The sequence below is a fragment of the Amycolatopsis sp. SB7-3 genome, from assembly GCF_041021335.1.
Taxonomy (GTDB): Bacteria; Actinomycetota; Actinomycetes; order Mycobacteriales; family Pseudonocardiaceae; genus Amycolatopsis; species Amycolatopsis japonica.
In genome coordinates this window covers 475,515-498,442 of sequence record NZ_JBFPJQ010000002.1, presented here as the reverse complement: position 1 = coordinate 498,442, position 22,928 = coordinate 475,515, and the positions used below count along the sequence as shown (strand labels likewise).

The window sequence follows — 22,928 nt, the reverse complement described above, 5'->3', positions numbered from 1 at the left end:
CCGGAGCGGCGTCCGCGAAAAGGCGGCCGTGTCCCGGGGGACACGGCCGCCTTCGTGAGGTGGTTCAGGCTCAGATGAGGCCGAGCTTCTTCACCGCGTCGCGCTCTTCGGCCAGCTCGTTGACCGAAGCGTCGATGCGGGCACGGGAGAAGTCGTCGATCTCCAGGCCCTGGACGATCTTGTACTCGCCGTTCGCGGCGGTGACCGGGAACGAGGAGATCAGGCCCTCCGGGACACCGTAGGAGCCGTCGGACACGACCGCCGCCGAGGTCCAGTCACCCTCGGGGGTGCCGTTGACCCAGGTGTACACGTGGTCGATCGCCGCGGAGGCGGCCGACGCCGCGGAGGACAGGCCGCGAGCCTCGATGATCGCCGCGCCGCGCTTGGCGACGGTCGGGATGAAGTCGTCGGTGAGCCAGGCCTGGTCGGTGATGACCTCGGTCGCGGCCTTGCCGGACACCTCGGCGTGCGCGATCGACGGGTACTGGGTCGCGGAGTGGTTGCCCCAGATCGCGACCTTCTTCAGCTCGGTCACCGGTACGCCCAGCTTCTTGGACAGCTGCGCGAGGGCGCGGTTGTGGTCGAGGCGGGTCATCGCGGTGAAGCGGTCGGCCGGGACGTCGGGCGCGTGCGCCTGGGCGATGAGGGCGTTGGTGTTGGCCGGGTTGCCGACGACGAGGACCTTGATGTCGCTCGCCGCGCCGGCGTTGATGGCCTCACCCTGCGGCTTGAAGATGCCACCGTTGGCCTCGAGCAGGTCGCCGCGCTCCATGCCCTTCGCGCGGGGACGGGCGCCGACGAGCAGGGCGACGTTCGCGCCCTCGAAGGCCTGCTTCGGGTCGTCGAAGATGTCGATGCCCGACAGCAGCGGGAACGCGCCGTCTTCGAGTTCCATCGCGGTGCCCTCAGCCGCCTTGACCGCCTGCGGGATCTCCAGGAGCCGCAGCTTCACCGGGGTGTCCGGGCCGAGCAGCTGACCGGACGCGATGCGGAAGAGCAGCGCGTAGCCGATCTGGCCGGCCGCACCGGTGACGGTGACGTTGACAGGGGCTTGGGTCATTGCGGTTCTCCAGCTTGAGGCGACATCGACTTGTACCGCGATGCTAGTCCTGTCCCGAGTCGCCGTTCGGGTGCGTCCAGTCACTGTTTTCTTGATCGATGCCGTCGGTGGCCACGTTCGCGGCGAGTCGCGAGAGCAGCCCGGCCAGTGTGGTGATCTCTTCGTCGCTGAACCCGGCCCGGATTCGTTTGTCGTGCGCGATCGCCGCCTTCGCCAGCCGGTGGAAGACCGTTTCACCCTCGGCGGTGAGTTCGACGACATGCACTCGCCGGTTGTCGGGATCGCGTCGCCGGGTGATCAAGCCCGCACTCTCCATGGCGTTCAGATGATGGGTGAGCGTGGCGCCCTGGATGCCGACCGCGGCCGCGAGCTCTCGCTGATTGGCCACGCGCCGGGTCTTCAGCGTGATCAGGATCTGCCAGACGGGCTGTGAGCCGCCGTCGGCGGCCAGTGCCTGATCGAAGGCGCGCCCGACGGTCTTGGCGGTTTTGGCGAGGACGACGCCGATGGGTGCCGCGGTGGGTTTCTGCACGTCCAGGAGCATAGCGCATTGCTCTAAGGGTTTGACATCGAATCATTAGATATCTAACGTTAGCGGGGTCGAACGAACGGAGGAAACGCCATGCGCAGTACGGAGAGCGAGATCCGCGACCTCGGGGCCCGCTGGGCCGACGCCGAGGTCCGCGGCGACACGGAAGCACTCGACGCGATGGCCACCGCCGACTTCACCCTGGTCGGACCGCTGGGGTTCGTGCTCGGGAAACCGCAATGGCTGCAGCGCTACCGCGGCGGCGACCTGGTCACCGAGAAACTCGACTGGACCGAGGTCGACGTCCGCGAGCACGGCACGGCCGCCGTGTCCGTCGGCGTGCACGCCCAGGAGGGCACGCATCAGGGGAACCGCGTCGACGGCCGGTTCCGCGTCACCCACGTGTTCGTCCGCGACGACGACCGCTGGCTCATCGCCGGCATCCACCTGAGCCCGATCGGCGGGCCGCCGCCCTTCGCGCGTCCCGAAGCACCCGGAAGATGAGGAAGATCATGCGAATCAGCGTCAGCGTCACCGATTTCTCCTGGCCCGGCGGTCTGGTCGACAACCTTCTCGAAGTCGCCCGGACGGCCGACGCGACCGGCCTCGACACCCTCTGGGTCGCGGACCACCTCCTGCAGACCGCGCCGGGCAGCACACCGGACTCGGAGATGCTGGAGGCGTACACGACTCTGGGCTTCCTCGCCTCGGCGACGTCCCGGATCCGGCTCGGCACCATGGTCAGCGCCGCCACCTTCCGGGCTCCCGCCCTGCTGGTGAAGGCGGTCACGACACTCGACGTCCTTTCGCGGGGCCGCGCCTGGCTCGGGATCGGCGCCGGCTACCAGGAGGACGAGGCCCGCGCGATGGGGCTGTCGCTCCCACCGATCCCCGAACGGTTCGAACGGCTGGAGGAGACCCTCCGCATCGCAGGCCGGATGTGGGACGGCGACACCTCGGAGTTCGCCGGCAGGCACTACCGGCTGGAGCGGCCGGTGAACAACCCCTTGCCGGTGCGGCGGCCGAAGGTGCTCATCGGCGGCACCGGGCCGAAGCGGACCCTGCGGCTGGTCGCCGAGCATGCCGACGCCTGCAACCTCTTCGACATCCCCGACGGAGGCAAGACCGTCCGCGCGCAGCTGGACGTCCTCGCCCGGCATTGCGCCGACGTCGGACGGCCTGTCGAAGAGATCGAGAAGACCATCGCGACCCGGCTCGCGCCGGGGGAGTCCTCAAAGGACTTCGCCCGCCGGTGCGGTGAGTTCGCGTCCTGGGGGCTCGACCACGTCGTGGTGATCACCGCCGGCGCGTGGGATCGCGGCGCGGTGGCCGTGCTCGGCGAAGCCGCGGGCCTGGTCGCCGCCTGAACCGGCCTGTCTCCGCGAAATCGTCAACGGCGAAGCCGCGAAAGCTTTTTCCATATCGTGCGAATCGAATGGTGTTTTCCGGGGCCGACGGTGTTCCCATTGGTCCCGGAAAACGGTTACAGTCCATAATATCTTTTCATGAACCGATCGCCGAGACGATTTCGTCCGATCGGCGGGCGGCATCGTGATGATCGACTCGCTAGCATGAGTCCGCCCAGTTCCCCGCCCCCCGTGTGGAAGTTTTGGGAAGGACCCCATGCTCAATGCAGTGGTTGCCGCCGTATCTCTTTTCTCGTCGATAATAACGCCGAACAGCATGTCCCCGCCGCCCGGACCGCCGCCCGACCGGGTCGTCATCGACGTCGTCACCGTCAACGGTTCCGGCTGTCCGCCGGGTTCGTCCGCCGTCGCCGTGGCCAGGGACAACAGTTCTTTCACGGTCACCTACAGCGAATACACCGCGCAGGTCGGCGTCGGCTCGAAGCCCACCGATTTCCGGAAGAACTGCCAGCTGAACCTCAACATCCACGTGCCGCAGGGATTCACCTATGGTATCGCCAGCGCCGATTACCGCGGTTTCGCATCGCTCGAATCCGGCGCCAAGGCATTGCAGCGGGCGAATTACTACTTCCAAGGGAATTCGCCGACCGCGCAGGTGAGCCATCCCGTCAACGGGCCGCTGTCGGACAACTGGCAATTCCGTGACGAAGCCGAAGGTGGCGTCATCATCTACAAGCCGTGCGGCGAGGACCGGAATCTCAACGTGAACACGGAACTGAGGGTCGGCGCGGGTTCGTCGGATCCGAAGAAGACCACCAGTTTCATCACGATGGATTCCACCGACGGCGCGTTCAAGACCACCTACCACTTCTCGTGGAAGACCTGCCCGGCTTCCTGACCTCTCCTCCAGGGTGACGGCCTGCTTCCCGGTCCGGAAGAAGGCCGTCCCACCCATGCCCGGTCAGGGCCTTGGCCGCTCTGAACGAGGACTTCACCGCTCGTCGCCGCCCTGCCCGGCGGCGACGAGTCTTCTCGACGACCCCATTTCCGGCGGGCGGCAGGGAGAAATCGTCTCGCTGAATCCGCCGCTCCCGCCGTGTCGAAGCTTTGGGAAGGATCCCATGCTCAACGTGCTGGTCGCTGCCGTGACGCTGTTCTCCTCGGTCGTCACTCCGAACGCGTGGGTGCCGCCCCCGTTGCCGTCCGACAAGATAGTCATCGACGTCGTGACGGTCAACGGAACCGGATGCAAACCCGGTACGGCGGCCGTTTCCGTCTCACCGGACAACACCGCGTTCACCGTCACCTACAGCGAATACACCGCCCAGGTCGGCGTCGGCGCGAAACCGACCGATCTGCGCAAGAACTGCCAGCTCAACCTCTACGTCCACGTGCCGCAGGGATTCACCTACGGCATCGCGGGCACCGACTACCGCGGCTTCGCCTCCTTGGCCGCGGGAGCCACCGGACTGGAACGCGCCAACTACTACTTCCAAGGCAATTCGCCGACGTCGTACGTGAACCACAACCTCAAAGGCCCGTTCGAGGACAACTGGCAGTTCACCGACGACATCGAGGTCGGTGCCATCGTCTACAAACCCTGTGGTGAGGACCGGAACTTCAACATCAACACGGAACTGCGGGCCGCGGTCGGCACTTCCGATCCGAAGAAGACCACCAGCTTCGTCACCATGGACTCGACCGACGGTTCCATCAAGACCACGTACCACTTCTCGTGGAAGAACTGTCCCAAGCCGAAGAACTGACCGCTGAAACCTCGTGAGTGCTCGCAAGGCGTGAAGGAGTCCTTCACGCGCAGCCGCTGTGACTGCTGGTGCTCATGGGGCGCACGTCCGCGAGCCGCGAGTCTGTGAAGGCCTCCTTGAGGGACCCAGCGTCCCTCAAGGAGGCCTTCACAGACTTGTTTTATCTACATCTGACCTGTGCGTGAGCGGGATTCGCTTCGTCCCAGGCCGGGGCGAGCGTTGTTGATGAAGGATTCGGGACGTTCACTGTCCTAAATCCTTCATCAACCAATCCAAACGTGGAGAAGCCAGGACGTACAACGCCCCGATCCCCGCAGGCTCGACCCATACCAGTGGACAAGCCAAAGACGAGTCCTCAAGGAGGCCTTCACGGACCGAGCACGAGACGTCACAGCTTCCCGGAAGGCTCCGGATCCGTGGCCTCCACCCCGAACACCCGCCCCAGCGCGATCACCGTCTCGTCCAGGTGCCCGAGACTGGTCAGCACCGAACGCGCCCGCGGATCGTCGATCCGGTCCGCCACCGGCGTCCCGTCGTCGCGGACCAGCGTCCCGTGCCCCGAACCGCCGGGATCACCGATCGCCTCCCGCAGTACGGCGGTGTTCGCCCGGATCCGCCCGGTGTACAGCAGCAATCGGTCCGCCTCGTTGAGCAGCAGCCCCGCCTGCGAGCGCGCCGCGACGTGCCGGGCGCGGAAGGCGATCGTCTCCACCGTCGTGAGCACGTGCCAGCCGTAGTCGCGGCGGCTGCTGAGGTTCACCGGATGCGTCAGCGGCTCGATCGTCGTGCGGACCTTGTCCACCGCCCGGTCCAGATCACGCGACTTCTCGATGACGCTCACGTTCTCCGCACCGGACAACAGACCCGCGGTCTTCTCGACGAACTCGTCCAGTTCCTCCAGCAACGCCGAGACGTCGTCGAGCATCACCGCGCGCGTGCGCACCGGCACGATCACCACCGCCGCCAGCACGCCGGCCGCCGCGCCGACGGCGGTCTCCGCGACCCGGATCCACAGCACCTCGAGGCTGAACGTCCCCAGCAGGCTGTACAGCAACCCGAGCATGCTGGTGATGAAGAACGCCATGATCACCTGCGACACCCGGGCCATGTAGACCATGCCGAACACGCACACCAGGATCAGCGCCAGCGTCGCCGGCACACTGCCCGACACGAGCAGCGTCAGCACCAGCCCGCCCACGATCCCGATCAGCGTGCCGCCGATCCGCCGGACACCCTTGACGAACGTCGCCCCCGCGGTCGACGAGCCGATGAACACCACGAACACGGTCAGCACCGCCCAGTACCAGCGCTGGCTCGACACCAGCTCCCCGCCGAGCACGGCGAGCCCGCCACCGACGACGGCCTGGATGGCACTGCGCGTCTGGTTGTCGTAGGCGAACGCCGACGACTTCTCCTCGTCGGGATCCTCGGGATCGTCGACGGCATCGGAGACGTCGTGTTCGGCGACCCGCTGCGCGCGGACGTCGGCCAGCGCGAGTTCGGCGAGCGCACGCCGGACGCCGTCACCGGGCGCGGCGTGCTCGTCGATCCGGCTGCCTTCCACCAGCATCTTGCTGAACTCTTCGGTCTCGCTGATCAGCGGCAGCTCCCGCGGGTCGCGCTCGATCAGCGACCGGAACCGCCGCATCCGCGCGATCAGATCGTCGCGGACGTCGTCGTCGAGATCCTCGGCGCAGGTGCGCTGCACCGTGATCGTCAGCCACTGCACCGCCAGCTCGACCTCGATCGCCCGGCGGCGCAGCCGGTTCACCGAATCCGCGCCGGTCACTTCGGGCGCCGTGTCCTCGATGAGCAGCACGGACTCGTGCATCCGGGCGTTCGTCGTGCGGAGCCGCTTGCGGGTGCGCTCGCTGCCGCCGACCGCGAGATGGTCCTCCGCCGCGCGCACCACCGCGGCGAGCCGGGCCCGGAACGCCCGCCGGATCCGCAGGAACTCGGCGTCGGTATGCCGGCGCAACAGGACGAACCGGACCACCGCGTTGGCCGCGATCCCGATCGTCAGTGCCAGCAGCAGTACCGGGACCTGCTTCAAATGGGTCTGCAGGAACATCGCGAAGAAGAACAGGAAGAACGACAGCGAACCCAGCGCGATCCCGCGCGCACCGAATCGCTGCGCGTAGACCGCGACGAAGATCAGCAACACGAACACGATGCTGTCCAGCGGCGGCACCGCCGAGCCCACACTCGCCGCGGTGAGCGACGCCGCGCCGAGCACCAGCCCGAGTATCAGCGTCACCGCCTGCTGCCCAGGGGTCTCGTCGTTGACGGTGAAGGCGGACGTCATCGCGGCGATCGCGGCGACGAGGATGACCGTGAGCGGCTGGTGGAACGGCAGGATGGCCAGCACCGCGACGACGATGCTGAGCACGGCCGAGAAACCGAGCCGGAGCCGGACCAGGCCGGGATCGGAGGCGACCAGACGGTCGGTCGTGGCCTGGGTGATGCGGGAGATCATCGGGCGAGCAGCTCTCCTTGGGCGAGGGTGACCCGCCGGGCGGTGGACGAGGTGACGCGAAGACGGTATCGGGCGTGCCTCACCGGCCCGGCGAGGGCGAACGGCCGCGTCTGACGCCGCCAGCGGAACCGCTCACCTTCCCGCTGGTCCAGCAGCGCCCAGTGCTCGCCGTCGTCGGAGCCCTCCAGCACCCACGAACGCGGATCACCCCGCCGGCTGCCCGAGGTCAGCGTGTACATCACGACCTCACGCGAGGCGTCCTCGACCGGGAACTCGATGACGGGTTCGCGTCCGGGGAAGGTGATCTCGGTCTTGGTGGTGTCGTCGAACAGAGGGCCGTCGGCCACCGTGATGTCCGTGAGCGGGCCCGGGGCGGCGGGCTCGGCGGGGGAGCGACCCCATTCCGACGGCTGCTCGCCCATCGCGAACTTCAGCACCGCGCCCTCGGCCAGCACGGAATGCGACAGCGCGCTGCTGTCGTGCGGTCGCCCGTCGATCGTCAGCCCCTGGACGTACACGGTGTCCTCCGTGTTGCCGGGCGCCTCGATGACCAGGTCCTTCCCGTTCTCCAGACGGACGGTCGCCTTCGTGAACAGCGGCGAGCCGATCACGTACTCGGGACTGCCCATCGCCAGCGGGTAGAACCCGAGCGCGGCGAAGACGTACCAGGCGGACATCTCGCCGTTGTCCTCGTCGCCCGGATAACCCTGGCCGAGGTCGCTCCCGACGTAGAGCCGCCGCAGGACCTCCCGCACGATCCGCTGCGTCTTCGACGGCGCACCCGCGTGGTGATAGATCCAGGGAATGTGGTGCGACGGCTGGTTGGAATGCCCGTACTGTCCCATCCGGACGTCGCGGGCCTCGGTCATCTCGTGGATCAGCCCGCCGTAGGAACCCGGTTTGCGGCCGGTCTCCGGGGTCGCGAAGAAGGTGTCCAGTTTGGACGCCAGCGCTTCGGTGCCGCCGTGCAGCGCGGCGAGCCCGGCGCCGTCGTGGGGGACGGAGAACGCGGTGTTCCAGGAATTCGTCTCGGTGAAGTCGCCGCCCCACGCCTCGGGGTCGTAACCCGCGGCGCCGAAATGCCGGCTCCCGTCACGGTTGCGGCCCTGGAAGAATCCGATCAGGTGGTCGAAGTGGTTCGCGTACTGCTGCGAGCGCTGCCGGAAGTACGCGGCGTCGTCGCTCCGCCCGAGTGCCTCGGCGAAATTGGCGAGGCCGAAGTCGTTGACGCAGCCCTCCAGCGCCCACGACAGGCCTTCGTGGACCGACGTCGGCGTGAACCCGAGGAAGATCGACTCGTGCAGCCCCTTCCGGCCGACGCTTTGGCCGCTCGGTGTCACGGTCGCGTTCTTCAGCGCCGCTTCGTAGGCGGCCTCGACGTCGAAGCCGCGCACCCCCTTGAGATACGCGTCGGCGAACGCCACGTCGGAGCTGGTGCCGGTCATGAGGTTGGCGTAGCCGGGGGAGGACCAGCGCGAGATCCAGCCGCCCTCGCGGTACTGCTGGACGAACCCGTCGATCATCCGCCCGCACCGGCCGGGGGTGAGCAGGGCGTACGCGGGCCACGTGGTGCGGTAGGTGTCCCAGAAGCCGTTGTTGACGTACATCTCGCCGTCCACGACCTTCGCGCCGGTCCTGGTGCGTGTGCTCGGCCACCACCGCCGGATCACCGGACTCGCGTGACGGACGCCCTTCGGCGTGTCCTCGTGCGCGGAGTTCGGATAGAGGAAGAGCCGGTAGAGGTTGGAGTAGAACGTCGTGCGCTGGTCCTCGGTCGCGCCCTCGATCTCGATTCGGTCCAGCACTTCGGACCATCGGGCGCGGGCCTGGTCACGGACCTGCTCGAAGCTCGTGCCGGAGGGGATCTCCTGGTCGAGGTTCCGTTTGGCCTGCGCGAGGCTGATCAGCGACGTCGCGATCCGCATCGTCACCTCACCGGCGGCGAATTCCAGGAACCCGGTCACCGTGCGCCACACCGGACGCCGGATCTTCCCGCCGCGTTCGGCCGGGACGTCGAACTCGGCGTACACGAACATCCGCCGCGCCCCGGCCGACAACCGGCTGCGGACCCAGGTGTGCCCGGTGACCACGCCGTTCGCCGCGTCGAGGCGCACACCGCCCCGGTTGCGGGCGTTGTCGAAGAGCAGCCAGCCGCGATCACCCGGGAAGGTGAAGCGGAACAGCGCCGCGTGATCCGCCGGGGCGATGTCGGTGGTGACGCCGTTGGCGAACCGGACACCGTAGTGATGCGGCCGGTCGATCTCGTCGTCGTGCGAGAACGCGAGTGCGCGGCGGGACCGGTCTGCCTCCACTTCTCCGATGCCCGGCATCACCTGGAAGGTGTGCCGGTCGCCCATCCACGGGCTCGGCTGATGCGACAGCGCGAACGCCTGCAGCGCCGGCCGGTTCGCGGCGTCGTTGTGCCGGTGGTAGCTGTAGATCCAATTGGTGGCGCTCGCGTCGGTGACCGGGGTCCAGAAGTTGAAGCCGTGCGGGATCGCCGTCGCGGGGAAGTTGTTTCCCCGTGAGAACTTGTCGCTGGAATGCGTGCCGCGGGTCGTGCGGACGTGGTCGACCGGCTCACGGATCTCGATCACGCGCTCGGCGAGCCGGACGTCGTCCACCCAGCCCGCGCTCCCGCCGTCCGGCGGTTCGCTGACCAGGACGATCCGGGTGATCCGCCGTCCGGCGAACGCACCCAGCCGTCGGCGCACGAGGTTCCACTGGTCCACGTACAGCGTCTTGCCCAGGCCCTGCTCCGTGGCGCTGAACCCGGCCGACGTCCCGTCGGCGAACTCGACGTCCAGCGCCACGAAGGTGCCGCGATAGCCGGGCACGTCGGATTCGGCCTCGGGGAAGACCACATAGGACAGTTCGGTGTGGCCGGTGACCTCGACGTCCACTTCGAACAGCGTCGCGCGCAGCGTGTTCTCGTAGCGGAGCGCGTGCGCGCCGGTGAACCCGACGCCGGGCTTCGCCGTCGGCGACGAACGCGGTCCGGTGCCGACACGCAAGGCCGGATCCACCGGCTGCGGATCACCCGTTTCGAAGGAGGAGAAGAACCCGGTGATCGTCACCAGGCCACCGTAACTCCCGCGCGTGAGCCCGGCTCGGTGTGCCGCATCCAGAGGACTAAACGCGGGAGGAGAGGAACTCCTCGAAGGTGCCGACACCGGTCGCGTTCTCCGGGGTCAGGTTGCCGCCCGCCCGGAACGCCTTGGCCGCCTTACCCGGCAGCCACAGCGACACGATCGGCTTCCGGCGCCCGACGGAGCGCTGATACGCCTCCGCGAGGTCACGCGCGCTCCGCACCTCCGGGCCGCCCATGTCCGCCACCCGACCCGACGGCTCACCGGACGCCAGCGCGACCAGCCGGTCCGCGACATCACCGGTGCTGACCGGCTGGAACCGGAACCCCGACGGCATGATCGTCACCGGCAGCCGCCGCTGCGCCGACGACGCGCGCGCGACGAGCTCGTGGAACTGCGTCGCGCGCAGCACCGTCCACGGCAGACCGGACTCCTCGATCACCTTCTCCGAGGCCAGCTTCTCGTTGTAGTAGAAGAACCGGATCACGTCGATGCCGACGATCGAGATGTACACCACGTGCGGATCGCCCGCCCGCTTCGCCGCCTCGACCAGGTTCCGCGTCACCTGCTCGTCGCCGCGGCCCAGCGTCGACGCGCAATGGATGATCGCCGACACACCGTCGACCGCCTCGGCGAGACCGTCACCGGTCTTCAGATCGCACCGCGCCCACTCGTGCCGCACGTCCGCGGGCCGCGGCCGCCTGCTCATGACGCGGACCAGCCGATCTTCGGCCGCCAGCCGCCGCACCACCTCACGGCCGAGGTCGCCGGTACCGCCGGTCACCAGAATCGGGTTCGCCACCTTGGTCCTCCTTCTCGAGAGCTTTCACCCTCAAGAACCAGCGGGCCACCCGGAACGTGACAGCTGCCCCGACAGGAAGGCGAGCTTGTCCGGATTGCCGACCGCGCGCAGCCCGCGGATCCGGCCGTCCACCACCTCGAACCCGAGGACGCCGAACAGGGCGCCACCAGCCGTCGCGACCACCGCCGGGCCGCCGTTGACCTCCAGGATCTCGATCGACACCTGGCCGGCGCCGGCGAACATCCCGGCGTACAGGCGTGCGACCTTGGCCGCGCCGTGCACCGGACGCCGCGCCGCGGTGACCTTGCCGCCACCGTCCGACCAAGCCGTCACGTCGGCGGCGAGCAGACTCTCCAAAGCGGGCAAGTCGCCGTCCCGCGCCGCGGACAGGAAGCTCTCGACCAGTTTCTCGTGCTGTCGCGGGTTCGAAACCCGTCGCTCATCCGAGCGGTCCAACGCCTTTCGCGCACGGCTGTGCAACTGACGCGAATTGACCTCGGAGACGTCGAGGATCCCGGCGATCTCCCGATGGCTGTAGGCGAAGGCCTCCTTCAGCACGAAAACCGCGCGCTCCACCGGGCTGAGCTGCTCCAGCAGTACCAGCATCGCCAGCGACACGGAATCCCGCTGCTCCGCCGTCTCCAACGGACCGAGCACGTCGGTCGAGGTCAGAACCGGCTCGGGCAACCACGGCCCGACGTACCGCTCGCGCTGCGCCCTGGCCGACGTCAGCCGGTTCAGGCAGAGATTGGTGACCACCTTCGCCAGCCACGCCCGCGGCGAGCCGATCGACTCGCGCTCGGCGCCCGCCCATTTCGGATACGCGTCCTGGACGGCGTCCTCAGCCTCGGCGGCCGAACCGAGCAGGCGATACGCGAGCCCGAACATGGCGGGCCTCAGCCGCTCGAATTCCGTCGCGCTGTCCATCGTCCCCTACGAATCCCTCTTGAATCCACTGTGGACACCATCCTGCCAGGGGTACCGCTCACCGGGATTGCCGTACCTGATCGGCGCTGACGTCCACTGTGACTGTATCGGTACGAATGGAACGTCTGCGTCACCACCGAGAGAGGGGTCTGGAGTGACGTCACGTTCGTCGCGTTCGCGTGCCTCGCTGTGCGCCGCGACCGCCATCACCGTATTAGCGCTGGTCACGGCGCCCCAAGCCGGTGCGGCACCGGCACCGGGCGCCGTGCACACCACACCGGACAGATCCGGGAAGGACGTCGATGTCCGTGACACGGCGAGAACCAGTCCGCGCGTCCTGGCCGCGCGGGACCGGCTCGCGGCGTCGCGGGCGAACTCCGTCGCGACCGCGCGGGCGGAACTGGGCAACCAGGCCCTGCTCGACTTCGACGAGCTGACCGGCACGCCCCGGGTCCTGGCCCGCACCGACGGTTTCCTCACCGGACCGAGCGGCCGGTCACCGCGCGACATCGTGCTGAACTACCTGCGGGACAAGGAAGGCCTCGTCGGCCTCAGCGCCGCCGACACCGCGAAACTGAACCTGCGCAAGGACTACGTCGACGTCGAAGGCACGCACCATCTGTCGTTCACCCAGTCCGTCGGCGCGGTTCCGGTGTTCGGCAACGGGCTGAAGGCACACGTCGCCAAGGACGGCAGGCTGATCCAGCTGGACGGCGCGCCCGTGCGCGACCTTCCCGCTTCGCTCAGCGCGGCGACGCTGGCCGCGCCCGGCCCCGACTCGAAACAGGTCGCGTTCCTGACCGGCGACGGTATCCGTCCCGCCTGGTACACGCTGACCAAACCGGCCGTGGACCAGATGTTCCAGGAAGTGACCGACGCCGGCACCGGGAAACTGCTCTACCGCAAGAACCTGGTGAATCACGCCAACGACGCCGATGGCGCCAAGGGCCTCGCTTGGGAGGCTCAGCCTGGTCCGCAGAAGCAGGTCAACCTGAGCCAGAAGGGCTGGCTGCCCGCCGACGCCAAGACACTGGACGGCAACGTCGCGCACGTCGCCGCCGACGTCAACGGCGACCTGAAGTTCCAGCCGCAGGAAGAAGTCGGCCGGAACACCGACGGCACCTTCCGCTACAAGTTCAGCGACTTCAACGCCGTCGTCGGCCCGCCGTGCTCGGCGGCGAGGCCCTGCTCCTGGGACCCGAAGACGCCCGGCTCATGGGCGAAGAACCGCGAGCAGAACGCAGTGCAGGCGCTGGCCTACGTCGGGAGCTTCCACGACCACCTCGCGTCCTTCCCGATCGGCTTCACCCGCGAGGCCGGGAACTTCGAGAAGGTCGACGGTGACGCCGTCCAGGTCCACACCCTGCTCGGCGCGCAGACTCCGGGCTACTACGACAACGCGTTCATGGGCACCCCGCCGGACGGCCAGCCGCCGACGATGGGGATGTTCCTGTTCCACGACCCCCGGGATCCGAGCGACCCGTTCCTCGCGGCGAACTCGGCGGACGACGCCACGATCATCCACCACGAGTACACCCACGGCCTGTCCAACCGGCTCGTCGTCGACGCGCAGGGCAACTCCACCTTGAGTTCGCTGCAGTCCGGCTCGATGGGCGAGGCGTGGAGCGACTGGTACGCCTTCGACTACCTCGTCGGGCGCAACGCGATCAAGGACACCTCGGCACCGGGTGAGCTCCTCGGCGGCGACTACGTCAGCAACGGCGTTCCGCTCGCCCGCACCCAGCCGCTGGACTGCCCGGTCGGCGCCGGCGCGCCGCAGTGCCCCGGCACGCCCGGAGCCGGTCCCGGCGGTTACACCTACGGCGACCTCGGCCGGATCATCGGTTTCCCGGAGGTCCACGCCGATGGCGAGATCTGGGCGAGCACGCTGTGGGACGTCCGCTCGGCGCTCGGGGTGCAGCTGACGCGGGCGCTGGTCACCCGTGCGATGGAGCTTTCGCCCGCCGCGCCGTCGTTCCTGGACATGCGGAACGCGATCCTGCAGGCCGACACGGTGATCAACGGCGGCCGCGCGCACGCCAAACTGTGGAAGACGTTCGCCGCCCGCGGCATGGGCTACTTCGCCGCGTCGATCACCGGCGCCGACACCGCGCCCGCCGAGGACTTCTCCACCCCGCCGCCGGCAGGCACCCCGACCGGGACCGTGACCGGCAAGGTCACCAACCGCGACAGCGGCACCCCGATCGCGGGCGTCGCGATCCGGTTCAGCGGGCACGACTCCGGTTTCGCCGGTTCGCTGGCCGCCGTCACCGACGCCGCGGGTGGCTACACCATCCCCGGCGTGCTCCCCGGCACCTATCCGAAGGTCTACGCCTCCGGAGGCGGCGCGGACAGCGAGACCCGCGCGGTCTCGGTGCGGTCGGGAACCACGAAGGTCGACTGGGCGCTGCGGTTCAACTGGGCGTCCGGCGACGCGGGCGCCGGTGTCACCGCGTTCAACGGTGAGGACTTCACCCCGTACGGCTGCGGTCCCGGTGATCTCGTGGCCTCGTCGGTGCTCGGCGGTGGCGGCTGGTCGACCGACAAGGTCGTCGGGCCAGACGGCAAGATCGAGACGCGGTTCGTCACGATCAAGCTGGGCAAACCGGTCAACGTCAGCGCCATCGAGATCGATCCGACCAACGTCTGCGGCGACGACCCGCCCGCCGCGGCCAAGGACGTCACGGTGGAGACCTCGGTCGACGGCACGACGTGGGTGAAGGCGGGTATCGGCGACTTCAAACCCGCCGACCTGAACAAGCTCACCGCGCTCCAGCTCGCTCCGGGCAGCGCGACCGGGGTGCGGTTCGTGCGGCTGACCGTCTCGTCCAACCAGCTGTCGTTCTATCCGGACAGGCCCTGCTCGCCGCAGCCGACGACGGCCGGGTGCCTGTACATGGACGTGCAGAAACTGGCGGTGCGGGGCGCCGCCGCCTGACCCGTCCGCACGTGATCGAAGGCGGAACTCGCGTGATCAGCGGCGGAACACCGAGTGCGGCCTCCGATCACGCGAGTCACGTCCCTGATCACGTGAGTCACGCCTTTGTTCACGCCGCGCCTGTCCGTGAAGGCCTCCTTGCCTACCCTGAAGGTAGGGAAGGAGGCCTTCACGGACTTTTGACCAGTAGTGCGTTGGCCCTCACCGTCCTTACCACTCACGAGTGCGATAGGCTGGAGGCATCGGGGTAGAAACGTGCTCACCTCGCTGAGCACGCGCATACGCGGTATCGAACGAACCGTCACTCCTTCATTCCGAAGGAGTAGACCCTTTGCGTACCCCCGCTCTCGCCGAGAAATGGCCCGCGCTGGCCGGGCTCTCGGCCGTGTTCCTGTTCGAGATGCTCGACAACTCGATCCTCAACGTCGCGCTGCCGACCATCGGCCGCGAACTCGCCGCCTCGACGACGACCCTGCAATGGATCACCGGCGCGTATTCCGTCGTGTTCGGTGGCCTCATGCTCACGTTCGGCGCGCTGGCCGACCGGGTCGGCAGGCGCAAGATCATGCTCACCGGTCTCGTCCTGCTCGGCGTGGCGAGCCTGGCCACGATGGTCGTCACCGCCGCGTCGCAACTGATCGCCGTCCGCGCGCTCATGGGTGTCGCGGCCGCGATGACGACACCGGGTTCGCTCGCCCTCGCGTTCCGCCTGTTCGACGAAGACCTACTGCGCGTCCGCGCGACCACGCTGATCTCGACGGTGGGCCTGATCGGTCTCGCCGTCGGCCCCACTGCCGGCGGGCTGGCGCTCACCGTCGCGCCGTGGCAGGCGCTGCTGCTGGTGAACGTGCCCGTCGCCGCGCTCGCGTTCCTCGGCATCCGCACCGGTATCCCCGCCGACGATCCCGCCGATCTGCACCGCGAACCGATCGACGTCGCGGGCGCCGTCCTGGGAACCGCGACGATCGTCCTCGCCTTGCTCGCTCCCACGTTCTTCGTCGAAGCGGGCACCTCCTCGGCTCTGCCGTGGGGCGCGGCCGCGGCTGCCCTCGTCGCCGGAGCCTGCTTCGTCGTCCGTGAGAAGACCGCCCGGCATCCACTGCTCGACCTGGCACTCGTCGCCAGGCCACTCGTGTCCAGTGGCCTGGCGTTGAAGGCCGCGGCCGGATTGGCGACCGCCGGACTGAGCTACCTCGTGACGCTGCACCTCCAATTCGGTCTCGGCTGGGCGCCGGCCGAAGCGGCGCTGGGGATGCTGCCCCAGGTCGTCGTCCTCATCGCAGGCGGCGCCGTCATCAGCCCGCTGATCACCCGCGTCGGGCTCACCAAAGCCGCCTGGCTCAGTGCCGCCGCCGTCGTGTGCGGACTCGCGATCTACACCGTGTTCGGCGGGCTCGGCTACGCCTGGATCGCCGTCGCGCTCGCCCTGGTCGCGGTGGGGATGCGGGTGGTCGGCGTCGTCGCGGGCACCAACGTCATGCGGGGCCTGCCCTCGAACCGGACCACCATCGGAGCCGCCCTTGTCGACACCGCCAGCGAGGTCACGACCGGGATCGGTATCGCGTCGAGCGGCACCATCCTGGCGCTGGCCTTCCCCGGAGCGCTGACCGCGGCCCTGCACTCGGCCGACTTCCTGACGGCGGCCACCTACGCGGGTCTCGCGCTCACGGTGCTGTCCGCGACCTTGGTCGGGTTCGGCATCCTGCGCTCCCGAAACGCGTGAAGGCCTCCTTCCCTCGGCTCAGCCGAGGGAAGGAGGCCTTCACGCGCATACCGGAGGACTACAGCTTCGCGCACTGCCCGGCGGCCGGGCCGCGGACGGTGTTCTGCAGGTCGTAGTCCGTCGGAGCGGGGGAGTTGGCCGCGCACGCCAGGGGGCCGCCGATCGTGCTGGAAGTCAGCACCGGCCCCTTGTTGCCCGTCAACGCCACCGGCCCGCCGATCTCGGTCAGCTCGATCGAGACCGTCCCGGTCGTCCCGGTGATCGCCACCGGGCCGCCCACCTTCGTTCGGTCCAGCACGACCTGCGCCGCGCCGTTCGCGGTCACCGGACCGGAGATCGAGCCGCCGCGGACGACCAGGCTCGCACCCGCCGCGACCGACACCGGACCGGACACCGTCGCACCGTCCACACAGGTCACCCCGCTCCGCACGGTCAACGGACCCTTGCGCTCACCCGTGATCGTCTGGGTGCACGCCGCGTCGGGCTTGCCCAGCACCTCGAACTCCGACAGCGACGCCTCGCCGCCCGTGGTCGCGGTGACCTCGAGCCGGTAGTAGGCGTAATGCGCCGGGTTCGCGATCTTGAACGCCCTGGTCTGCTGCCGCCACGAGAACTTCTGATCGGTCCGCTGATCCGCGACCGCCCAGGTCTTCCCGTCGTAGGAACCCTTCAGCACCCAGCTCTTCGCGTCGCCCGCGCCCTTACCCGAAGTCAGCGTGTAGAACGAACCCGCCTCGTTCGTCGAGGGCACCTGGTACTGGATCGGTGCCTTGACCTTCGCCTCGGTCCGCGACGTGTTGTCGAAGAACGCGGCGTCCCCGCCGGAGACCGGTTTGGTCAGGTCGTGCACCGGCGTCGGCACCGCGTCGCCCTTGGTGATCGACTTCGGCGCGTCGTCCGGGCCGGTACCCCACGACGACGGGTTCGGACCCATGTCGAAGTCGAGCGTCCCGCCGTTCGCGATCGCCGAATGCGGCAGCGACGTCGACGTCTGCGCCTTGCCGTTCACCTTCAGGCCCTGCACGTAGACGTTCTTCGCGCTGTTCTTCGGCGCGTTGACCACGATCTTCTTGCCGCCGGGCAGGTTCACGGTCGCCTTGGTGAACAACGGCGAGCCGATCGCGTAATCCGAACTGCCGACCTGAAGCGGGTAGAAGCCCAGCATGCCGAACAGCCACCAGGCCGACTGCTCGCCGTTGTCCTCGTCACCGCCGTAGCCCTGGCCGAGCTCGCTGCCGACGTACAACCTGGCCAGCGCCTCGCGGACCTTCGCCTGCGTCTTCGACGGCTGGCCCGCGTAGTCGTACATGTAGAGCGTGTGGTGCGCGGCCTGGTTCGAATGCGCGTACATGCCCATCCGCACGTCCCGGGCCTCGGTCATTTCGTGGATGACGCCGGGATAGGTGCCGAATTTGAGCCCCTGCTCGGGTTTGGCGAAGAATTCATCCAATTTGGACGCCAGCCCCGCCTTGCCGCCGTAGAGGTTCGCCAGGCCCTGTCCGTCCTGCGGAACCGAGAACCGCATGCCGTACGCGTTGGTCTCGGTGTAGTCGATACCCCAGACCTCCGGGTCGAACTGCTCCTTGCTCCGGGTGAACTTGCCCGCCGCGTCACGGCCCTGGAAGAAGCCGACACTCGGATCGAACACGTTCACGTACTGCGTGGCCCGCTCGGTGAAGTACCCGTAGTTGTCCAGGTACTCCTGCTTGCGCGGATCGTTCGCCGGAGCCTCGTCGTAGAGCTTCTTCGACATGTTCGCGATGGCGTTGTCGTTGACGTAGCCCTCGATCGCCCAGGAGAACCCGTGGTCCGCGGTGTTCGGCGCGTACCCGAGGAACGTGCCCTCGTCGATGCCCTTCCGCCCGACCGCGCCGTTCGGCGGGGTCACGGTGGCGTTCTTGATCGCCGAGTCGTAGGCCGACTGGACGTCGAATCCCTTGACTCCCTTGAGGTAGGCGTCCGCGAACGCGGCGTCAGAGCTGGTGCCGGTCATCAGGTCCGCGTAGCCGGGGGAGGACCAGCGCGAGATCCAGCCGCCGTCGCGGTACTGCTGCACGAAACCGTCGACGAGCTTGCCGGTGGTCTCCGGGCTGAGCAGCGAATACGCCGACCACACCGTGCGGTAGGTGTCCCAGAACCCGTTGTTGACGTAGAACTCGCCGTCGACCAGTTTCGCCCCGGTCTGGGTCGGAGTGTCCTGACCGGCCTTCGGCGACACCGGACTCGCGTACTTCTTCACCGGCTTCTCGACCGTGCCGACGTTCTCGAAGCCCGAGTTCGGGTACAGGAACAGGCGGTAGAGGTTGGAGTACAGCGTGATTAGCTGGTCCTTCGAGGCCCCTTCGACCTCGACGACCTTGAGCTTCTGATCCCACGCGTTCTGCGCGGCGTCGGCGACGGATTCGAGAGTCGCGTTCGGCGCGAGCTCCTGCTCCATGTTCTTCTTCGCCTGGTCCACACTGATCAGCGAGGTCGCGATCCGCATGTTCACCGTCTTGTCGGCGCCCGCGTCGAACTTGAGGTAGCCGAGGACGTTGTCCCGCTTCTGGTCACCCGAACCGGTGGACAGCTTCGAACCGGCGGTCACCGGCTTGTCGAAGGTGGCGTAGACGAACATCCGGGTCGCACCGGCCGACAGCCCGCTCTTCACGTCGCTGTACCCGGTGATGGACCGGCCTGCCGGGTCGAGGGTGAGCCCGCCGTTGTTGTTGACGTTGTCGAAGATCAGGTTCGAGTCCGCGCCGGGGAACTTGAAGCGGTACAGCGCGGCGTGATCGGTCGGCGCGACCTCGGTCTTGATCCCGTTCTCGAAATCGACGCCGTAGTAGTGCGCCCGCGCCGTCTCGTTGGAGTGCTTGAACGGCAGCTTCCGCGCCTCACGATCGGGATTCGGCACACCGCTCGCGGTCGAGGGCAGGAACTGGAAGGTCTGCCGGTCGGCCATCCACGGGCTGGGCGCGTGGCTCGCGGAGAACGCCTGCAGCGCCGGGAGGTTCTGCTCGTTGTTGCGCGAGTGGTAGGAGTACATCCAGCTCAACGTGCCCGCGTCGGTCGTCGGGATCCAGAAGTTGAACCCGTGCGGAACCGCGGTCGCGGGCATGTTGTTGCCGCGGGAGAACGACCCGTTGGACAGCGAACCGCGCGTGGTCAGCACGTTGTCGGACGGGCGCAGGCTCGCCGGCGGCGTCGGCGTCGCAGAGACCTTGATGTCGTCCAGCCAGCCCTGCAGCGAACCAGGACCGTCGGCGTTGTCGTAGCCGACCAGGATCCGGTCGATCGTCTTGCCCTTCGCGACCACGCCGATCTGCGAGCGCACCAGGTTCCACTGGTTGGTGTAGAGCACCTTGCTCGCGCCCTGGCCCTGCGGGGAAAGGCCGAAACCGTGCTGGTCGACCGCGCCGAGCTGACTCAGATAGGTACCGTCGGTGAACGCCAGGTCCACCGCGACGTTCGTGCTCGGGTACTTCAGGTCGCCGCGGATGAACTCGGGCTGCACCTTGTACGACAGCTCCGAGGTCGCCGCCACCGGGATGTCGACGTCGAAGATCTTGTTGTACGACCAGCCATGCCCCTGCGCCTTGTGGCTGCCGGAGTAGCGGAACGCGCGCAGGCCGGTGAAGCCGACCCGGTTCTTGCTGGTGTAGCCGCTGCCCGGACCGCTGTCGGTGAAGCTGCGCATGTTCGGCAGCGCCGGCGGGGCCGGGTCCTCGTTCGCCAGGAGCAGCTCCGAGAGCTGCATGATCGGGCCGCCGTTGTTCTTGGTGACGTCGAGCCGGAAGAACTTGTACGCGGCACTCGCGGCGGCGAGGCGGTACTCCTTCGTCTGGAACGGCTCGCTGAACTTCTGCCCGGTCTGCTTGTCCAGATCGGTCCAGGTCTTGCCGTCGGTGGAGCCCTGAAGCGTCCAGTCCTGCGGGTTGCGGTTGTCGAAGTCGTTCGCCGAGGACAGCGCGTACCGGGTGATCGACGTCGGCTCGGAGAGCGTGACCTGCGCCCAGCCGGTCGGGGTCCAGGCCAGCCATTTGGTGTCGGTCGAACCGTCGACCAGGTTCGCCACACCCTCGTTCGGGGTGTTCTCGCTGTTGGCGGTGACCTCGGTGACCTTGCCGCGGATGTCACCGGGGATGGTGGTGGCGTTCGCGCCGTCGACACCGAACGCCTTGGGCTTGCCGGACGGGTCGACGTCGACGGTGTCGCTCCACGTCGGCTCCGGTTCGCCTTGTTCGAACGACGAGTAGAAATCCGGTGGGAGCTCTTCGGCCGAGGCGGTGGCCGGGAGGGCCACCAGCCCGGACGCCACCACCGTGGCACTCAGGAGGCCGCAGACCCAAGGTCTGACGCTTCGGGGCATCGTTGCACCAATGCTTTCTCGCGGGGGCATGCTGGGCGCCGACCAGGCAGGGGGACCGGTGGCGCCCAGAGAGAAAAGCCCGGCTGTGACATCGATGTCAAGACACTCGGACAAACCTGGCCCGAACTGGACAACCCGGCTGTCCCGAAACCCGGTGGACAACGGACAGAGCCGGGGCCAGGGTGAAGTGACGGCTGAAGTCGATCCGGGAAACTGGGGTGGGGACATGCGGCGGTTGTCCATGCTCGGCGTGGCGGCGCTCATCACGGCAGGCTCGATACTCACGGCTCCGGCGGCCACCGCCGGCGAAACGACGTTCCACCCGGTGCGCACCTGCGCCGACCTGGTGCGGACCTACGACGTTCCCGGCGCGACCACACACGTCGAGAGCGCGACCGTCGTACCGGCGACGGCGACCGAACCGGAGAACTGCGACGTCCGCGGCTACGTGGAGCCGGCGGTGCGGTTCCAGCTGCGGCTGCCGACCAAGACCTACGTCGGCCGGTACCTGCAGTTCGGCTGCGGCGGCTTCTGCGGCGTGGTCACCACACCGCCGTTCGCCGATTGCGGTCTCCCGCACGGCGGCGACGTCGCCGTGGCGGCCACCGACGACGGGCACGTCGGCAAGACCCCCTCCGTCGTCGACGACGGCAAGTGGGCCGAGAACGACCAGGCCGCCCGTGACGACTTCGCGTTCCGTGCCCCGCACGTGGTCTCGAAGGCGTCCAAACGGCTGATCACGGCGTTCTACGGCGCTCCGCCGAGGAAGTCGTATTTCAGCGGCTGCTCCGACGGCGGCCGTGAGGCGCTCCTGCTCGCGCAGCGCTATCCGCACGACTTCGACGGCATCGTCGCGGGCGCACCGGCCGGATACTGGGGCCCGCTGCTCGGCGTGTATCAGACCTGGCTCGCGAGGGCGAACACCGGCGCCGACGGCAAGCCGATCCTGACCGCCGAGAAACTCCCGGCGCTGCACGCCGCCGCACTGTCCTCTTGCGACAAGTCCGACGGACTCGGTGACGGCGCCATCGACGACCCGCGCACCTGCCGCTTCGATCCGGCCACGATCGCCTGCCCGCCGGGCACCGACAACGCGGGCTGCCTCACGCCGGCGCAGGTGGCCGCCACGAAGAAGATCTACGCCCCGCCGACCGACGAACGCGGCCGCAAGCTGTACCCGGGCGGCCAGACCGTCGGTTCCGAACTCTCGTGGTACGGCTGGATCATCCCGTCGCCGGAAACCGGCGGCATCGCCTTCGCGCAGGCACTCGCCGACAACTACCTGAAGTACATGGCCTACCCGATCGGCACCCCGCATTCGTCGGTCGAGAAATTCGCCTTCACCTCCCGTGAATTCGACCGGCTGACCCCGGAAGGCATCCGCTCCAACGCGATGTCGACGGATCTGCGCGAATTCCGTCGTGCGGGTGGGAAACTCGTGATCTGGCACGGCTGGGCGGACCAGGCGATCCCCGCCGCGGGCAGTATCGACTACTACGAGCGGCTCACCCACGCCAACGGCGGCCCCGCCGCGACGCGGGACTGGGCCCGGCTGTTCATGGTTCCCGCGCTGTACCACTGCGCGACCGGCGACAAGCTAACCGAGTACGACCCGCTGAAGGAACTGGTCTCCTGGGTCGAGCGTGGCACCGCACCGGACCGGACGATCGCCACCGGCCGCGACGCCGACGGCAAGGTCTTCCGCACGCGGCCCGTGTTCCCGTATCCGCTGCAGGCCAAGTACGACGGCACGGGAAGCGTCGACGATGCCGCGAACTTCGTGCCCGTTCCGCCTTCGCGGCCTTCGCACGATCTCGTGAACTGGGCGGGGAACGGGCTGTACAACAAGCCGGGGCCGGTCGCTCCGTAGCCGCGCCAAATGTCATGAAAGGGCCGTTCA

At 68.2% G+C, this 22,928-nt stretch carries 14 protein-coding genes; 7 read left to right on the top strand and 7 right to left on the bottom strand.

What is annotated here, in order from left to right; genetic code table 11:
• Positions 1-70: 70 nt before the first annotated feature.
• On the bottom strand, positions 71-1,060 hold the full coding sequence (locus tag AB8M46_RS20500) for a malate dehydrogenase (RefSeq protein WP_037338241.1): 990 nt from the start codon (positions 1,058-1,060) through the stop codon (positions 71-73).
• Between the two features lie 43 nt (positions 1,061-1,103).
• The gene (locus AB8M46_RS20495; RefSeq protein ID WP_394361199.1) at positions 1,104-1,592 is read right to left on the bottom strand and encodes a MarR family winged helix-turn-helix transcriptional regulator; all 489 of its coding nucleotides are present in this window, start codon (positions 1,590-1,592) and stop codon (positions 1,104-1,106) included.
• 90 nt (positions 1,593-1,682) lie between these two features.
• Between AB8M46_RS20495 and AB8M46_RS20490 the strand changes: the two genes are divergently transcribed.
• The 4 genes from AB8M46_RS20490 (at position 1,683) to AB8M46_RS20475 (ending at position 4,722) form a co-directional block, all read left to right on the top strand.
• Positions 1,683-2,093 (top strand): nuclear transport factor 2 family protein, encoded by a 411-nt coding sequence (locus tag AB8M46_RS20490; protein ID WP_394361198.1) that lies wholly within the window; start codon positions 1,683-1,685, stop codon positions 2,091-2,093.
• 8 nt (positions 2,094-2,101) lie between these two features.
• Complete coding sequence (locus AB8M46_RS20485) at positions 2,102-2,956, top strand: LLM class F420-dependent oxidoreductase (RefSeq protein WP_394361197.1); 855 nt, start codon at positions 2,102-2,104, stop codon at positions 2,954-2,956.
• Positions 2,957-3,212: 256 nt separating this feature from the next.
• Complete coding sequence (locus tag AB8M46_RS20480) at positions 3,213-3,854, top strand: DUF4360 domain-containing protein (protein WP_199754976.1); 642 nt, start codon at positions 3,213-3,215, stop codon at positions 3,852-3,854.
• A gap of 223 nt (positions 3,855-4,077) precedes the next feature.
• A complete protein-coding gene (locus AB8M46_RS20475) occupies positions 4,078-4,722 on the top strand; it encodes a DUF4360 domain-containing protein (protein WP_125733869.1) in 645 nt (214 codons plus the stop codon).
• Positions 4,723-5,110: 388 nt separating this feature from the next.
• On the opposite strand, the gene AB8M46_RS20470 is transcribed toward AB8M46_RS20475, so the two are convergent.
• The 4 genes from AB8M46_RS20470 to AB8M46_RS20455 are packed head-to-tail and all read right to left on the bottom strand — an operon-like array spanning position 5,111 to position 12,016.
• Positions 5,111-7,198, bottom strand: a complete 2,088-nt coding sequence (locus AB8M46_RS20470; RefSeq protein WP_394361196.1) for an FUSC family protein — start codon at positions 7,196-7,198, stop codon at positions 5,111-5,113.
• Positions 7,195-10,275 (bottom strand): GH92 family glycosyl hydrolase, encoded by a 3,081-nt coding sequence (locus tag AB8M46_RS20465; protein ID WP_394361195.1) that lies wholly within the window; start codon positions 10,273-10,275, stop codon positions 7,195-7,197. The genes AB8M46_RS20470 and AB8M46_RS20465 overlap by 4 nt, the downstream gene beginning before the upstream one ends.
• 55 nt (positions 10,276-10,330) lie before the next feature.
• Positions 10,331-11,089, bottom strand: a complete 759-nt coding sequence (locus AB8M46_RS20460; RefSeq protein ID WP_037338230.1) for an SDR family oxidoreductase — start codon at positions 11,087-11,089, stop codon at positions 10,331-10,333.
• Between the two features lie 30 nt (positions 11,090-11,119).
• A complete protein-coding gene (locus AB8M46_RS20455) occupies positions 11,120-12,016 on the bottom strand; it encodes an RNA polymerase sigma-70 factor (RefSeq protein ID WP_394361194.1) in 897 nt (298 codons plus the stop codon).
• A 154-nt stretch (positions 12,017-12,170) separates the two neighbouring features.
• Between AB8M46_RS20455 and AB8M46_RS20450 the strand changes: the two genes are divergently transcribed.
• Positions 12,171-14,954 (top strand): M36 family metallopeptidase, encoded by a 2,784-nt coding sequence (locus tag AB8M46_RS20450; protein ID WP_394361193.1) that lies wholly within the window; start codon positions 12,171-12,173, stop codon positions 14,952-14,954.
• Positions 14,955-15,285: 331 nt separating this feature from the next.
• Positions 15,286-16,677 (top strand): MFS transporter, encoded by a 1,392-nt coding sequence (locus AB8M46_RS20445; RefSeq protein ID WP_394361192.1) that lies wholly within the window; start codon positions 15,286-15,288, stop codon positions 16,675-16,677.
• 58 nt (positions 16,678-16,735) lie between these two features.
• Here AB8M46_RS20445 and AB8M46_RS20440 read toward each other — a convergent pair whose 3' ends face one another.
• Positions 16,736-21,028, bottom strand: a complete 4,293-nt coding sequence (locus AB8M46_RS20440) for a GH92 family glycosyl hydrolase (RefSeq protein ID WP_394361191.1) — start codon at positions 21,026-21,028, stop codon at positions 16,736-16,738.
• Positions 21,029-21,269: 241 nt separating this feature from the next.
• Here AB8M46_RS20440 and AB8M46_RS20435 point away from each other — a divergent pair, with 241 nt between their 5' ends.
• Positions 21,270-22,898, top strand: a complete 1,629-nt coding sequence (locus tag AB8M46_RS20435; protein WP_394361734.1) for a tannase/feruloyl esterase family alpha/beta hydrolase — start codon at positions 21,270-21,272, stop codon at positions 22,896-22,898.
• Positions 22,899-22,928 lie beyond the last annotated feature (30 nt).

What these genes read in the sequence shown, in the direction of transcription:
- AB8M46_RS20500 (WP_037338241.1), bottom strand. Translation starts at nt 1,060, where the DNA reads ATGACCCAAGCCCCTGTCAACGTCACCGTCACCGGTGCGGCCGGCCAG.
- AB8M46_RS20490 (WP_394361198.1), top strand. Translation starts at nt 1,683, where the DNA reads ATGCGCAGTACGGAGAGCGAGATCCGCGACCTCGGGGCCCGCTGGGCC.
- AB8M46_RS20485 (WP_394361197.1), top strand. Translation starts at nt 2,102, where the DNA reads ATGCGAATCAGCGTCAGCGTCACCGATTTCTCCTGGCCCGGCGGTCTG.
- AB8M46_RS20480 (WP_199754976.1), top strand. Translation starts at nt 3,213, where the DNA reads ATGCTCAATGCAGTGGTTGCCGCCGTATCTCTTTTCTCGTCGATAATA.
- AB8M46_RS20475 (WP_125733869.1), top strand. Translation starts at nt 4,078, where the DNA reads ATGCTCAACGTGCTGGTCGCTGCCGTGACGCTGTTCTCCTCGGTCGTC.
- AB8M46_RS20470 (WP_394361196.1), bottom strand. Translation starts at nt 7,198, where the DNA reads ATGATCTCCCGCATCACCCAGGCCACGACCGACCGTCTGGTCGCCTCC.
- AB8M46_RS20455 (WP_394361194.1), bottom strand. Translation starts at nt 12,016, where the DNA reads ATGGACAGCGCGACGGAATTCGAGCGGCTGAGGCCCGCCATGTTCGGG.
- AB8M46_RS20440 (WP_394361191.1), bottom strand. Translation starts at nt 21,028, where the DNA reads ATGCCCCGAAGCGTCAGACCTTGGGTCTGCGGCCTCCTGAGTGCCACG.
- AB8M46_RS20435 (WP_394361734.1), top strand. Translation starts at nt 21,270, where the DNA reads ATGCTCGGCGTGGCGGCGCTCATCACGGCAGGCTCGATACTCACGGCT.